Raw genomic sequence first — 15,233 nt, 5'->3', positions numbered from 1 at the left:
TCATTTTAAAATACAAAGGGTAAAGCAACTTCCTTGTTGCTTGATTGGTTGAGTTCAGGTCTATCAGTTCAGTTTGTTACCGTGGATCGATGCCAGGAATTGGCCCGCCAAAGAAGACCTCTTCCACGGCTGCATTTGCATCAACCAAACCGTCACCACACTGATTACAACCACTGTCTCGTGCGGTGGCTTTGAGTGTTTTTTCAATTTCATCGGGCGTCATTTCTGGCTCAAGCTCTGCAATTAGGGCAACTGCGCCAGCCACATGCGGCGCTGCCATAGATGTACCTTCATAGAATCGATAATCGTTATTTACTGCTGTAGTTGTTCCTGAGTTTGAAGTCGATAAAACCCCATCTGGATTTTGCTCATCTGCGCCAGTTAAACCACCTGGGGCCGCAACATCAATGGTTGGTCCAAAGTTGGAATACGGTGCTAAGTTCCCATCTCTGGAAAGGGCTGCAACATTGATCACGCCATTACAATTACCGGGGTTTGCTCTATCCGCTGAGATGCTTTCGTTTCCAGCGGCAGTCACAATAACGGTCCCCTGACTACGTGCAAAATTTATGGCGTCTTGGAAGGCACTCGTACAAGCCCCTAAACCACCGAGGCTCATATTAATTACTTTTGCTGGATTCGCGTTGTCTGGCACACCCAAAACTTGTCCTCCAGCTGCCCAAACAATACCGTCGGCGATATCGGAAACACTACCGCCACATTTCCCGAGTACCCGTACAGGGACGATATTTGCCTGATAAGCAACACCAGCGACACCAATATTGTTGTTTGCCACAGCGGCGATAGTTCCCGAAACATGGGTGCCATGCCATGAGCTGTCGCGCCCACGAGGACGTCCACATTCACCAGCTGCAAAGCCATCTCCTGGATCAAGTGCATCCTGATCTCGGCCATCTCCATCGACAGCACGTGCCGGATCGGAAATCATGTCATAGCCGGGCAGGATATTTCCAACTAAATCAGGGTGAGCGAGATAACCTGTGTCCAGCACTGCAACATTCACATTCTCTCCAGTTGCCAGACCCCAGGCGAGGGGGAGGTTGAGTCCCGCATTTTCTTCAAAGTAATGCCACTGCTCAGCATAGCGAGGATCATTCGGTGCTGCGGCAATTTGCAACAGCTTATCCTCCTGTACAGAATCAATCTGTGGGTTTTGTTCTAGCTGCGTGATAAACGACGCTTTACGAAGCTCGCTCATTTGCTCCGGCATACTCACGACATGGTACTGTGCAAGCCCAAGTGGGCGGACATAGCCAGGCTTCATATTGGAACGCTTTGCCATTTGGCTCAGCATATGTCTCATCATCTTTTGTTCTGATTTTACACGACGATGTGTTGCGAAAAATCGTTTCGAATCTTTCGACTTTAGTTTCACAATAAATGAAGTTTTCTTCTCTGGATTGGATTGAATATTGATACTTTCTGCGTAAACAGATGAAATACTCAATGAAGCAGGGATAGCAATTGCCAATAAAGTTTGGGAGAAATATTTTTTCATTATAATTACCTCATAAAATATGAATTATTTATAAATCTTTCTTATTGTTTTTCGCGAAAAAACAGTCAAAAAAGTCTTTTGATACGAAAAATTCCCTGAATTTATAGAAGTGATCGTCACCACGTTCTAAAACGATGTTCCGAAGACTCTCCCAGGAGCAGAAACAGGTAACTTCAAAAAAATTTCAAAAAATTAATATTTATTTTCATATTTTAAATAAATATATACATATGATAAATGTGTCTAAACTCATTTACCTGTACTTAAATTTTTAACTTTCTTTCGATATGCATTGACTGAACTGGCTTCAATAAAAAGGCTGACTCTCAAGCTAATCACTAAATGCTTAATGATAATACTTTTAACTTATTTAAATGATTCCTTTTAGGGGCTTATAATATGAAGTTTTTTCTCATTGAATCCATTTTGGAATGAATCTGTTTGTCATCCACATCTAAGAAATACGCTTTCATATTGGAAAGATGAATTCGGGTCTGTTGATATTTCCCGTATATATTTCACTCAACAGTACATTGGAAACCACATCAGCATGAACGCCAGTGATAACATGCTGGCATAATTCCTTGCTATTTTATTGTATCGTGTTGAAATTGAATGAAAGTGTTTCAGCCTCGCAAGTTGAAGTAGCAAAAGCCACCGTTGATCGGTTAGCATTGTTCTTGGCATGGTGATGTTTGATTGCTTTGCCGTATAACGCTGCGTGATGAGTAAAGATAATATGGGCGTAAGAATAATTATGGAAAGAGATGAGTTAGTTGAGCTAGTCATTCAGTATTTCAAGAAAGTAGACGCAGGTGATCCTAGTTATCTGGATCTGTTTGAAGAGGATGTTGATTTTTTCTTTCCTAAATTTGGACAAGTGAAAGGAAAGAATGCCTTAGTGGCGTTTGGCAATAGAATTGGTCGCTCGTTAAAAAGTATTTGGCACGACATAGACGGCTTTCAAATAACAACCGCTGGAAACAAGGTAATTGTTGAAGGGCAGGAAGGCGGTGTCATGAGTGACGGTACTTCTTGGCCGGACAACAATGTGTCCACTGGTCGTTTTTGTAGTGTTTTTGAATTTAAAGGAGAAAGAATAAGTCGTATGTATGTGTATGTAGATCCTGACTTTCCAAGCCGAGATTTAGAAAGAATTTCTGTGCTGTCAGGAGAATGTTACGCATAATAAAGCGCCCAAGAGGGATCCGCAACGCGTGGCATTTTTGTTACGCGTTGAGTTTATTGACCTTTGAGGACTTCCCAGCCGAGCATTGGCAACACGTTTAAACGACAAATCAAATCATTCCTTATACTACAAACGTAATACTTCACTCTTACCAAGTTGATGAAACTTCATTATTTTGGGTAAATAGCCGTAAGAATGCTTTCTGCTCTCAATCCATTGCTCAATCGGTTGCGTAGTTTACAAGCACTTTGTGATGGCGAAGTTACGAATAGAGTGAGAGTGTGGAGTTATCATCATTCTGTGTAAAAATTGCGGATTGGCTCTTGTTCGAGAGTTTTACATATCAGCTTTCACAAGAGCCAGGATAAGGAACTTGAATTACTCTGCAAGAGAACAAAACACAGAAAACTGACCCATCATTCCCCGATCTTCATGCTCCAAGATATGACAGTGATACATGTATGGGATGTGGTGATTGATATCTTTCGCGACCTCTGGGTCATGAGATATATTCTCTAGATCTCTATCCGTTGTGAAAGGAAAGCGCATTCGGATCACGAGTGTCAGTTCTTTGGAGCTGGGGAATTTCTCATAGCCAACGGGGAATACAATGTCTTTCCAACCGCGATAAATGGCTTCGGGCGGTTCGCCGTTGATGGACAAGATCAAAAACGAGCATCCGTGGATATGAAAAGGATGCGGGCCAGCCTTGGAGATAATTTTCCAGACCTGCTCTTGTTCGAGCGGGATCGCTTCATCGATTCGCATCATGTTGTACTGTTTCGAATTGATCATCATTTTTGTTCGATTGGAGTTCATGCTCATTTCGAAGGTTTTAGTGATTGGTGGCGCTGTTTTGACTGCTTCCTCCCAATGAATTGGCTCACGCCTTAAAGTGTTGGGGAGTATTCCTATTGGCGAGTGGATAAGGTCTGTCACAAACCTGATTAATTGAAAATCACCAACAGCAGGATCGCCATGACTCGGATTTGGAGTAAATGCGATGAGATCTGCGATCTCACCAGGCTTTGGTTCAAAATAGATCATGATTTCAAATCGCTCGCCGGAGTTAATGAGAAAGCGTTTTGTTTTGACCGGTGCATTGAGCAACCCGCCATCACTGGCAATCACATAAAAAGGACGGTCATCTTTAAAATGAAGTTCATAAAAGCGTGCGTTTGATGCGTTCAGTATCCGAAAGCGGATCCAACCGGAAGGAACACGATGAATTGGGTTAATAGTCCCATTGACCGCTAAATGTTCACCAAAGAAAGCGGGCTGATCACGCAGTGCGTAATATTGCTGTCCATCTTTATCCAATAAGGTGTCCTTTAAAATTAGCGGAATATCATTGAAACCGTAAATATCCGGAAGGCCAAGTGTCGTTGAATTATTATCCTCAATGATGAACATACCGACATGTCCTTCATACACTTGGCGCGCAGTTTTTTCGCAGGTGTGAGCGTGATACCAGTTCACAGAAGCTTCCTGCCGAATTGGCATATCGATGGCCCAGCGTTGCCCTGGCTCGATGAGTTGATGGGGACCGCCATCGTATACCCCCGGAATATGCAGACCATGCCAGTGATTCGTTACTGCTTCTTCGCGCAGATTGTGAATTCGAAATCCAACAGTATCGCCTTTTTTGACCTTAATCGTTGGCGCGAGGAAGGAGCAAGGATGGAAAAATGTAGATAAGCTTACACACGTTGATTTTTTCCCTGGGATGAATTCGTGCTCCGAATCCATGACAAATAAAGTTGGAAATAGATAATGTTGTTGGGTGGGGTTTTCAAGAAGCGGTGGGATCCAAAGTGGTTGAAATGCATCATCGTTTGATTCATCCCAAACACTCTCCGCAAACGAATACATGCCGGAAGCCGCTATGGCGACCCCACAACTTTGCACAAAAGTTCTTCTTTTCATAACCAGGTTTGCTGCTTATTCGCTGTTGTTTTATTGCCTTATGATGGCTGAATTGGCTGAGCGCGGGTGTCAGTCAAAGGTTTTGTTTACATAAAAATGACAGGAGAAAGGCTCGGAGGAATCATGACTGGATGAATTTTTTAGCAAATAAAATCAACCAATTAAATAAGGATGAGTTTTAGATGGGGGCGTATGAATATTCGACAATTCTTTACAGTCGAGGAAAAGAGCCTACGATGTTTGCAGGCTCGAAAGAGAGAGTTAAGCGAGTTTCTCTTGCAAAAATGCAAGGACATCCTCAGCTTTGATTTTTTCTTTGTCACCACTTCGGCGATGTTTGTATTCGACTAATCCTTCATCTAGGTTGCGTTCACCAATCACGATGCTGTGTGGTACACCAACCAGTTCCATATCTGCGAACATCACACCAGGGCGATCTTTACGATCATCGAAAATGACTTCGATGCCTGCTGCAACAAGCTCAGTGTAAAGCTTTTCTGCTACTTCCTGGATCCGCGCAGATTTGTGCATATTCATTGGGATCAATGCAACTTTGAACGGGGCAATGGCATCTGGCCAAATGATGCCATATTTGTCATGGTTCTGTTCAATTGCAGCTGCAACGATACGAGAAACGCCAACACCGTAACAGCCCATTGAAAGCACTTCGTTCTTCCCTTGCTCGTTCAGCACACCAGCTTTCATGGCTTCGGAGTATTTGGTACCCAGCTGGAAGATATGGCCGACTTCAATACCACGTTTGATATTCAATACACCTTGACCATCTGGGCTTGCATCACCTTCGTAAACATTACGCAAGTCCATGACTTCGTAGTTGCTGATGTCGCGATCCCAGTTGAGGCCTGTTGTGTGGTAGCCTTCTTCGTTTGCACCAGCAACAAAATCAGCAATGTGCGCTGCACTGCGATCAACAATCACAGGAATTGAAAGACCAGCAGGGCCAACAGAACCTGGTGTAACACCAGTGGCATCTTTGACTTCTTCGTCAGTCGCCATGGTAAGTGGTTCAAGAATGCTTGCGTGTTTCTCAGCTTTGATTTCGTTCAGCTCATGGTCACCACGAAGTACTAATGCAATGAAACTTGGTTTATCCGAACCGTCTTCAGGTTGGCCATGAACAATCAGTGTTTTGACGGTTTGAACTGCCGGAAGTGATAAGAAATCGCAAACTTCTTGGATTGTACGGCAACCAGGTGTTGCGACTTTTTCCATCGTTTGAGATGGTGCAGGGCGGTCACCAGCAGGGGTTATGGCTTCTGCCATTTCAACGTTTGCTGCGTAATCGCTCTCTGAGCTAAATGCGATTGCATCTTCACCAGACTCTGCAAGGACATGAAACTCGTGGGAAACATCACCGCCAATAGAACCTGTGTCAGCAAGTACAGGGCGATAATCAAGGCCCATCCGTTCGAAAATATTACAATAAGCTTGATACATGCCTTTGTAAGTTTCTTCCAAGCAACTTTGATCTAAGTGGAAAGAGTAGGCATCCTTCATCAGGAATTCGCGTGCGCGCATTACACCAAAACGTGGGCGAACTTCATCACGGAATTTGGTTTGGATCTGATAAAGATTAAGTGGCAACTGCTTGTAGCTGTTGATCTCTTTACGCACGAGCTCAGTGATCACTTCTTCGTGCGTCGGGCCTAAAGCAAATGGTCGTTGATGGCGGTCTTTAAAACGCAGGAGCTCTGGGCCGAATTGTTCCCAGCGGCCAGATTCTTCCCATAGGTCGGAAGGTTGAACAACAGGCATGGATACTTCAATCGCATAAGCGCGATTCATTTCTTCACGAACGATGTTTTCAACTTTCTGAAGAACACGCAAGCCCGTCGGCAGCCATGTGTACAACCCAGAAGCAATTTTGCGGATCATGCCTGCACGGAGCATGAGTTGGTGGCTGACGATTTCTGCATCAGCTGGTGTTTCTTTTAATGTTGAGAGTAAATATTTGCTTGTACGCATGAATGAATTATCCGTTTAATCTGACGTCTTAAGACGCTTCTGTTTTCATTGACCATCATCAAACTGGCTATTCTAGCAGTCTTACTAGGTTGCCTAAAGGGTTGCTAGCGAATTTCCTCAACGAAATGATGCTGCGCATTGACTCGCCATTGAATATTGAATTCATAGAGGGACATGCCATAAGTTTGTTCGCCTTCACGCTTTTTCTTATAGGCAGGTCTCGGATCCTGCTTGAGGACTTGGGTGATAAACGCCATCAGTTGGGGGTAATTTTGACTTTGTTGCAGGCAGAATTGTTGTGCTTGCTCAGAGAATTCAACAGTCATTTCTGTTTCTGGGCGGGCATCCGCAAAACCGCCAGCCGCTTGTTCAATACTATCGGAATAAGGAAGGTAAGGTTTAATATCCAGAATGGGTGTTTGATCGAGTAAATCAATACCAGCCAGTTCCAGTCCCCAACGGTTTCCTTTTTTCTTGATACCGATTAATTCGACAGCAGACATGCCAATGGCGTTTGGACGAAACGTTGCTCGAGTTGCAAAAACCCCTTTTTTGGCATTGCCACCCAGTCTTGGTGGACGAACGAGATTTGACCAACCTTTTTCCATAGTTTCGTGAAATGCAAATACCAACCATAGGTGTGAAAAATCTTCAATCCCTCTCAAAGTATCTGGATGATTGACGTGATCAGCCAGTGCCAACCAAGCACGCGCTTGTGGGATCAACCGAGGTTGCCTTGGGATTGCAAATTTTTGTTTGTAAGGGGAATGAAGGATCCCAACGGGTTCGAAAGAAATCTGCATGATGACTGCCTGACAAAAAGAGAAGGGCGAATTATGCCATGAGAAATGGTGTTTGAGTAGCATCGTGAAAATCAGTCCAGAGTCTGAGGTTTTTTTAATCCTTATCTGGATAATTGGATTTGCCTTTACAACAAGGAAAACAACAATGATAAATAAAATATTACTTTTCACAGCATCTGCTGTACTGTTTTCTCTCACTTCGCAAGCGGATTTGATCCGTGCTTCCCATCAAATCTGCCCAAGTGATTATATCCATGTCACACCTCAAGAAGCAGAAATGAATCGGGAAAAACTTTGCCAGCAACTGGATACCTGGGATATTGCTCGGTTATCTGGCAATGCGTCAATGGATGGGCCAGGGTATGGTTGTGGGCAAAGGAGCTTTGATGATCGTCAATTAGGCCCCTCTCTTTGTAAGTCGATCCAAAAAGTGGCTCAAGAGGAGTGCCCTCATGGGACTTTCCATGTGACTTCAGAAGAAGTGGCACAAAATATGGAGAAAATCTGCGGCATGTTAGACCGATGGGATATTGCAAGGCTGCATGGCAGCGCTTCTTTATCTGGCTCCGGCTATGGCTGTTCGATCATCGAAAAAGATACGCGATCATTAGGCGCTGCAATGTGTAAACCAATTGCAAATGATGCACCGGGTCGACCCAACTCAGATCTGATGAAAGTGGCTTATGTAGAAGTAAATGATCATCCGGTGCGTGATGCAGGTTGCTTTGTTGAAGATGATGGAGAGCCACTATTTGATATTGCCGTCATTTTTGCTGCCAATATCAACTATGATGGACAAAAAGCGGTACTGCACTTGAACCGTCAAGTGACTGACTTGCTGGAAAACAACTTACATCAAGTACGGGAACTTCAAGCGAAAGGGATCAAGGTGGTTTTGGATGTACTTGGTAATCATCAAAATGCGGGTTGGTCTTGTTTTGCGGATGATGCAAAAGCACGTGCATTCGCCCATGTGTTGAAAACAGCGGTTGAACAATATGGATTGGATGGTATTGATATTGATGATGAATACTCCAAATGTGATCGTGAATATGACGACTCGCTGATTAAAGTCACCAGTGCGCTGCGCGAGATCATGCCAAACAAAATCATTTCAAAAGCACTTTTTCATGATCAAAGGCATTTTGATGCACAGTGGCAAGGGAAAAAACTCCATGAGCAATTAAGCTATGGCTGGGAAATGAGTTACTGGGCAGCTGGCTGTGGTCGAGTAAATGGCTATTTGAATGCTGGCATGTCTAAGAAAAAGTTGGGGATTGGGGTCTCGACAACGATTACATCAACATCAACTGCGAATGACATTTCAGCTTGCCTAAAAAGTCAAAAGCTCGGAGGAGGAATGATGGTCTTCAATGTCAGTCGGCATTCAGAAGCTTTCCTGCAAGCGATTTGGCCGAATGTGACCGCTGATCAGAGTTGTCTCAACCGATAGCGCTCTTTTTTACATCGATCGATATAAGAATCAAAACTCAGTCTCAAGGATGAGGCGAGGTGATGTAAACATGATTGGTACTTTTGTTTTATTTTTAACTGATTGAATCGTTTTTGTAATAATCTGGTCGAAATTCAGTTGTGTTTATTGTTAACATTCTCTCCTGCATGACATTTCTAGTGAAATTTCACGATAAACCCAAGAATAAAGGAATGTCTGTGGTCATTCGACCTTAAGCCATTGTTCGTATTTTTATTTTTCGATAAAAGGGATAAAACGAAAGGGCAGCGTCCATACCTGCTTTTTTAGGTTTTTGATTTCACACCATGAATATAACGCGATTTTTCTTATTTTCTTTTTTACTGGCGATATGTCTTTACCTTGGGGCATGTTCTGATCAATTCAATCGAAACAATAATCAAGCAAATAGACCGGACAGCAAAACTTCCCCCACGCAGGATAATCAGGATGGGCACGAAGGTAATGAAAATGATGAGAGTGTAAAGCTGGTCCACATCAAAACACGGATTGGATCGGGTGGTGCTATCTTTCCTGAATTTCAAACAGTTCAGGTGGGGGAAAAAGCTGTTTTTTCAATGAAGTTATCACCAGGCTTTACGGTTTCCCATGTAGAGGGATGTGGTGGGGTGCGTCGTAAGTTACAGTACGACATTCTTTCAGCAACCCAAAATTGTACAGTAGAAGTGACTGTCCTGAAAAAGGCTGTTCATGCAATTCAAAATGAAGATCATCAACTTGCTTCTCAAGAAGAACTCATCGCTTATAGCCTGACGCAAATCCAGGCTACCAAGCAAAAGCACGAATCTCTCATTGAGACTTTATACCAAGGCATCGATCAAATTTCTTGGCACCCTTCGAGTGATAGTGTGACATTTGGGACATACAAGCCTGAGTTAACTTTCCAGATCCTCCGTTCTACTCAAAAAGAGGAAGGAGAGGCTTCAGCAAAAGGTTTGATGTACGTTGGTGAGCAAGCACAACATCGTTATGCAGCCATGAGCGCAAATATGTTTTATGTAAACCGTTCGAAAGAAACGACACAACTATTAAAAAATACGATGCAGTGGCTCACACAAACAGAGGAAAACGCGTATTTGAATGTAGTGACTGCACATATTTCGAGTCGTGAAGATAGTGACTACTTTCCTCACAACGAAGGGATCCGAAAGTGGTTAAAGGAGGTCTATCCGAATCGCCATTCAATCAACGATGCAAATACATGTGATGATATTGCGATGCTCCATTGTTTGGAGTCGCGTAAGCCTGATATCTTGATTTTGAGTAATCTGGATAGAAACAAAGTTGGTTATGTGGGAATAAAAGCCGCGATTGAATACGCTAAAGCGAATCGTATTCCGCTCTTTTATAGCAATTACTACCGAAATGAAATACCTTTTACCCAACAGATCCACAGATATATGGGGTTAACAGCATCGAATAATTACTGGTCAGAACACCTTGCTCGCGGTATTACGAAAGATAAAATGAAGCAGTTTGATACCTTTGATGATGTGACTGTTCTATTAAAGAATTTGAAGGCAAACGTGTTGGATAAGACAGCATTAGAAGCCTGTAAAGGAAATTTTCTTCGCTGCAATGAAGCGGGTTTCCTAGCTAATTTTAAAGCTGGTGCTGATTGGTATCGAGCGCATGCAATCATTTACGATAAGGTCGGTGAAAATGTGTTTGAAACACCAGCAACATTGCTACCAGCGGGATTACTTTTAGCTGATAAATATCGAAGTCACATTGATTACCCCATTGCTTTGAATGAAACATCTGCATGGCAACAAGCAATGTTTGCAGACTGGGCTGTGAGCTATCTCAGAAAGAAGAACACTCCGCAACCTGATTTGGGCGCTTTTATTGTTGATAGCAGTCAAGTTGAGAAAAATAAGTCTGCCCATTATGACTATCCAGCCCCTAAACAAGACTCAAAAACATTTTCTATTTTAAAATCCAATCAATGGACGACAACGGGTTGGTATGCCGTGCCAGGGCGAATAATACGTTTAAAACGCACAGATGAGTCTTCTGCAACTGTAAGAGTCAAACTAAACTATCATCGTTCCAATACAAACCGTGCTTACCAAACACATCGTTATTTGTTCCCTTTAGAAGTAATGCAGAATCGGATAATGCTGCCACCTGGAGAAACGGTGACATTTTCGACGCCGTATGGTGGTCCGATTTATGTTGAGATGAGTGGGGAAGAAATGCCAATTTCTGTGGAGATTAATGCACAGGGTGTTGTTCACCACCCTGTCATTACGGATTTTAAAAACCTTGAACAATTGTCCAATTTTCAAAAAACGATGGCGAGAACATCTTTACCTCATGTGGACTTGAGAATGGCAGATGCAGAAATGCACCTTCGTCGTGATCGTCTCGTTGAGGGTATCGCTGGGAAAGTGACCGACCTCAAGATGTTGCTCGATTCGATTGAACATGATCATATCAATCGGGTTTATACCTTAGCAGGATTTAAACGCCAGGGAACAACATTAGAAGATTCATTACCAAAAGATGTTCAATCCATTTGTCGTCGATTATTGGGTTCATCTGACTGTTTTGATCCTGTACTTCACACCCGGAAGAAGATCCAACATGCAAATTATGATGAGAACGCACACTGTGGCGGCGCATGTTCTGGTAATCCATGGGATTCTTCTTGGTATATTGATCCGCTCGGTTGGGGGGATAATCATGAACTTGGCCATAACTTACAAGTGACCCGATTGAATGTGCATTATGTTCCTGAGGAAAAACGGGATCGTTGGGATGCGTATTCTTCCAGAGCTAGGGAAAACTCGAATAATATTTTCCCATATTATGTGAAATGGTATGCCCACTATATGCGTGATAAACAAACAACAACAATCACGGATGGGCATATGAACCAAAAGTATGCGTTTTTCGCATTTATGTCTGATGCAGCAAAAGTAAAAAATGCAGAAGGTCAACGGGTGGTTTTCACCCCATCTTGTGATGTAATGGATGAAGGGGAAGATAGATTTACAGCACCTTGGAAGAGCAATAAATATGCGGCGCATAATGGGTATCGCATGGCTTTTTATATCCAAATGGCACTAAGAGCGCATGTGATGCAATTGGCACAGAACGAACGCTTTGAAAACGGGTTCCACTTATTCACATTGCTGTATCAACATGAGCGGATTTTTGGAAAGTATGCCCGGAGCCAGTCTGCATGGGATCAAGCAAAAGACAGGCTAGGGTTTAGTGAGTTTCCATATCAAGGTCACGCGGTTTATGGCGGTCATCTTGGAAATAGGACAGTCAGTTCTATGCCAGGCAATGACTTTATGTTGGTCTCTTTGAGTGTTATGACGGAAAAAGACTGGCGGCCATATTTTGATATGTTTGGACTTCGATACTCAAGTCTGGCTGAAAAGCAAGTCATCAAAAATGCAAAAAAAGGGAAAGTTCGAATGGGACTTTACGTGCTAGAGAGTGACTTACCGCCTGCAACAATGAGTCAAGGATTAACGTTTTTGCCATTGGATACAGGAAACCCAAGCACAATATGGCCTCGGGCAAAAGCAGGTGATATTGCTTCACCGATGGATTGTCAGGTTTAATTTACTTCATCCTGCCAAATTCCGCCTAAAATTGGGGTAGGCGTCCTTTCTTGATCGGTGGTCATGATGAGCATACTGAAACCAATCCTTTTGGCTGTTTTGATAGCTTTAGGCTTTGTTGTCAATGCAAAAGACCGTGTCACCCTGACCAATGGAGAATGGCCGCCATTTCTCGGCAAGCAATTGCCTCACTATGGTGCCTCGACACATATTGTTTCGGAGGCGCTGATGAAAGCCGGAATCGAAGTGAAGTATGAATTTTATGCTTGGCCGCGGGCGTATAACTTTGCGTTACAGGGGCTCAAAGATGGATCGGTGATCTGGGTGTGGACAGAAGATCGCGATAAACACTTTTACTTTAGTGACTCCATACTTGAGTCGGAAGACGTCTTTTTTTATCTCAAAAGCGCTAATTTTGATTGGCAAGGTTATGAAGATCTCGGTGAGCGGATCATCGGGGCATCTTCTGGTTATTCTTATGGTGCAGGATTTGACTTGGCTGATCGAACGGGGTTGATTGTTGTCGAGCGTGTGACTTCTGAGGCACAGAACTTTATGAAATTGATCTCAGGCAAGATCGATTTGGTTGTTGCAAATTACCATGTCGGCTGGGAGATCATTCGTACAAGCTTACCGAAACGTTTTCGAGAGCGGATCACCTCACATAAGAAACCAGTTGATAGAAATTCTTGGAAGTTGATCCTGAGTAAAAAAGTCCCTGAGAATGAAGAAAGGATGAAACAATTTAACGCAGCTTTGATTGATCTGAAAAAAACAGGTTATGTTGATAAGGTTTATCAAGATGCGCTGGCTGGAAAGTATAGTTTTCGGGTCGCAAAAAAATGAGACATCAATGAAATGGTTGAAGCAGCTAGCCTCATTGATGATATTGCTAAGTAGCAATAGTTTTGCAAAAGACTTGGTGCAAATTACGTCAGGAAGCTGGGAGCCTTTTACTGGAGAAAACCTGCCAGAAAAAGGTGTTTTTTGCCATATCGTGAAGTTAGCGTTTGAGCGTGCTGGGATCAAAGTTTACTTCGAGTTTTATCCGTGGGTGCGTGCATTCCATTATGGAGAAACAGGAAAGCGACATGGAACTATCCCTTGGAAATCGACGGCTGAAAGAGCTGAGAAATTCTATATTTCTCAGCCTATTATTTCTTACAGTTATCACTTTTATCACATGAAAAACCAGCCCATTGAATGGGAAAGCTATCAAGATCTCAAGTCGTATATAATTGGTGCGACAAAAGGATACAATTATGGACAGACTTTCCAACAAGCTGAAAAAGACGGTGTGCTTCAAGTGACTCGACTTGTGAAAAACTCTTCCGATTTTATCCGGTTGATTTTCAATCAGCGCATCCAACTATTTCTTGGCAATCGTCATGTCATGGAATATACCTTGAACCACTATTTCAATCAGGAAGAACGGGCGCGCATCACTTTTCATTCAAAAGCAATCGATCAAGATGAATTGCATATACTTCTATCGAAAAATCATCCTCAAAATCAGCGACGTATTGCACTTGTTGATCAACAAATCCAGCTAATGCGCGAAAAAGGTGAAATTCAAGCATTGATCCAACAGGCACTAGAGAATAGACAAAAAGACACTCTTGGCTCACAGTAAATGAGAGGCAAAACAATGAGAGGTTTGTGATGAGGCACTGTTGGTTTAGTCTTCTTGTTTTCATACTCTTTTCTCAGCCAATTGCTGCAAAGGAAGTGATCAGAATTGCGAATGGCGGCTGGGCACCGTATACAGGAGAAGATTTACCTGACAAAGGCATTTTTTCATACATAGTCACGGAGGCATTTCGTCGTGCAGGGTTGGAAGTGGAGTATGAGTTTTTTCCGTGGACGCGTGCTTACCATTATGCAAAAACAGGCGAAAGAGATGGCACGATCCCATGGAAGTGGGCGAAGGAACGTGCACAATTTTTTTATTTTTCCGAACCGATTATGTCCTATAGCTATAACTTTTATCATTTGAAAGAAAAAACGATTCAATGGGAACAGCTATCTGATCTAAAAATGTATTCGATTGCAGCGACAAAGGGATATAACTATGGAGAAGATTTTCACAAGGCTGAACGAGAGAAAATCATCAATGTGTCCCGTTTAGTATTTGAATTGCCAGACATGCTGAAATTGCTGATAAACAAGCGCATGGATATAATTGTGGCAAGCCATCATGTCGCTGAGTTTGCCTTATATCGTAATTTTACAAAAGAAGAGCGAGCGTTGGTCACGTTTGATCCAAAAGTTCTGGATACGGGGGGCTTACGTGTTCTTCTTTCCATCAAAATTCCCGAAAATAAAACACGCATCAAACTGCTGGATGAGCAAATCATTAAAATGCGTCAGCAAGGTGAAATCAAAGAAATCGTTCAAAAAAAGCTGCGTGGTGAGTTTCATATCAAGCATTAAGTTCGTTTACTTAGCATATAGAGATCAATAGACCCAAGTTATCGAGTGTATCGAGCTGATTTACCCGAGTTTCAGCTTTAAATCTTCAGTCCGTTTGAGACGATCCCGACTATTTATTTTTACCTGATTTCCCTTACAACTGTTCAAAGCTAAGTTAGCGTCAGTGAATTTAAAACCTGATTTTTAAAGATGAGGATTGGCATGGGTCTGCAACCCAAGTTTTACTGAAAGAATTGAGAAATCTGTGCGACAGCACGCTGATTGTATCTTGACTATGATTAAGGCTAAGTACAGCGGATAAAAT

At 42.7% G+C, this 15,233-nt stretch carries 10 protein-coding genes and 1 pseudogene; 6 read left to right on the top strand and 5 right to left on the bottom strand.

All coding sequences use genetic code 11. From position 1 onward, the window contains the following. Positions 1-76: 76 nt before the first annotated feature. Positions 77-1,519, bottom strand: coding sequence for a S8 family peptidase (locus tag C505_RS21145; RefSeq protein WP_018690918.1), 1,443 nt, complete (start codon positions 1,517-1,519; stop codon positions 77-79). Between the two features lie 522 nt (positions 1,520-2,041). Beyond that, positions 2,042-2,152 (bottom strand): annotated as a pseudogene (locus tag C505_RS24195) (IS5/IS1182 family transposase); the annotation flags it as partial. Between the two features lie 124 nt (positions 2,153-2,276). Here C505_RS24195 and C505_RS0101945 point away from each other — a divergent pair. Further along, positions 2,277-2,708: a nuclear transport factor 2 family protein gene (locus tag C505_RS0101945; protein ID WP_026317668.1), complete on the top strand. Its 432-nt coding sequence runs from the start codon at positions 2,277-2,279 to the stop codon at positions 2,706-2,708. 378 nt (positions 2,709-3,086) lie between these two features. Here C505_RS0101945 and C505_RS0101940 read toward each other — a convergent pair whose 3' ends face one another. The 3 genes from C505_RS0101940 to tsaA all read right to left on the bottom strand — a co-directional run bounded on the left by C505_RS0101940 (position 3,087) and on the right by tsaA (position 7,426). Further along, positions 3,087-4,616, bottom strand: a complete 1,530-nt coding sequence (locus C505_RS0101940) for a multicopper oxidase family protein (protein ID WP_169336989.1) — start codon at positions 4,614-4,616, stop codon at positions 3,087-3,089. Positions 4,617-4,895: 279 nt separating this feature from the next. Continuing rightward, positions 4,896-6,620, bottom strand: a complete 1,725-nt coding sequence (locus tag C505_RS0101935; RefSeq protein WP_018690915.1) for a proline--tRNA ligase — start codon at positions 6,618-6,620, stop codon at positions 4,896-4,898. 104 nt (positions 6,621-6,724) lie between these two features. Further along, the gene (gene tsaA, locus C505_RS0101930; protein WP_026317667.1) at positions 6,725-7,426 is read right to left on the bottom strand and encodes a tRNA (N6-threonylcarbamoyladenosine(37)-N6)-methyltransferase TrmO; all 702 of its coding nucleotides are present in this window, start codon (positions 7,424-7,426) and stop codon (positions 6,725-6,727) included. A gap of 142 nt (positions 7,427-7,568) precedes the next feature. On the opposite strand from tsaA, the gene C505_RS23375 reads away from it, so the two are divergent. The 5 genes from C505_RS23375 (at position 7,569) to C505_RS23370 (ending at position 14,929) form a co-directional block, all read left to right on the top strand. Further along, positions 7,569-8,876, top strand: a complete 1,308-nt coding sequence (locus C505_RS23375) for a glycosyl hydrolase family 18 protein (RefSeq protein WP_157368734.1) — start codon at positions 7,569-7,571, stop codon at positions 8,874-8,876. Positions 8,877-9,202: 326 nt separating this feature from the next. Beyond that, complete coding sequence (locus tag C505_RS0101920) at positions 9,203-12,496, top strand: ImpA family metalloprotease (protein ID WP_018690912.1); 3,294 nt, start codon at positions 9,203-9,205, stop codon at positions 12,494-12,496. Positions 12,497-12,562: 66 nt separating this feature from the next. Then, a complete protein-coding gene (locus tag C505_RS0101915) occupies positions 12,563-13,342 on the top strand; it encodes a substrate-binding periplasmic protein (protein WP_211215038.1) in 780 nt (259 codons plus the stop codon). Positions 13,343-13,349: 7 nt separating this feature from the next. Further along, positions 13,350-14,129: a substrate-binding periplasmic protein gene (locus tag C505_RS0101910; RefSeq protein ID WP_018690910.1), complete on the top strand. Its 780-nt coding sequence runs from the start codon at positions 13,350-13,352 to the stop codon at positions 14,127-14,129. 29 nt (positions 14,130-14,158) lie between these two features. After that, positions 14,159-14,929, top strand: coding sequence for a substrate-binding periplasmic protein (locus C505_RS23370; protein ID WP_018690909.1), 771 nt, complete (start codon positions 14,159-14,161; stop codon positions 14,927-14,929). The last annotated feature ends 304 nt before the right edge of the window (positions 14,930-15,233 follow it).

It is taken from the genome of Algicola sagamiensis DSM 14643, assembly GCF_000374485.1.
GTDB lineage: Bacteria > Pseudomonadota > Gammaproteobacteria > Enterobacterales > Alteromonadaceae > Algicola > Algicola sagamiensis.
This window is presented reverse-complemented; position numbering and strand designations above follow the sequence as displayed.

What these genes read in the sequence shown, in the direction of transcription:
- C505_RS0101920 (WP_018690912.1), top strand. Translation starts at nt 9,203, where the DNA reads ATGAATATAACGCGATTTTTCTTATTTTCTTTTTTACTGGCGATATGT.
- C505_RS0101910 (WP_018690910.1), top strand. Translation starts at nt 13,350, where the DNA reads ATGAAATGGTTGAAGCAGCTAGCCTCATTGATGATATTGCTAAGTAGC.
- C505_RS23375 (WP_157368734.1), top strand. Translation starts at nt 7,569, where the DNA reads ATGATAAATAAAATATTACTTTTCACAGCATCTGCTGTACTGTTTTCT.
- C505_RS0101945 (WP_026317668.1), top strand. Translation starts at nt 2,277, where the DNA reads ATGGAAAGAGATGAGTTAGTTGAGCTAGTCATTCAGTATTTCAAGAAA.
- C505_RS0101915 (WP_211215038.1), top strand. Translation starts at nt 12,563, where the DNA reads ATGAGCATACTGAAACCAATCCTTTTGGCTGTTTTGATAGCTTTAGGC.
- C505_RS23370 (WP_018690909.1), top strand. Translation starts at nt 14,159, where the DNA reads ATGAGGCACTGTTGGTTTAGTCTTCTTGTTTTCATACTCTTTTCTCAG.
- C505_RS21145 (WP_018690918.1), bottom strand. Translation starts at nt 1,519, where the DNA reads ATGAAAAAATATTTCTCCCAAACTTTATTGGCAATTGCTATCCCTGCT.
- C505_RS0101935 (WP_018690915.1), bottom strand. Translation starts at nt 6,620, where the DNA reads ATGCGTACAAGCAAATATTTACTCTCAACATTAAAAGAAACACCAGCT.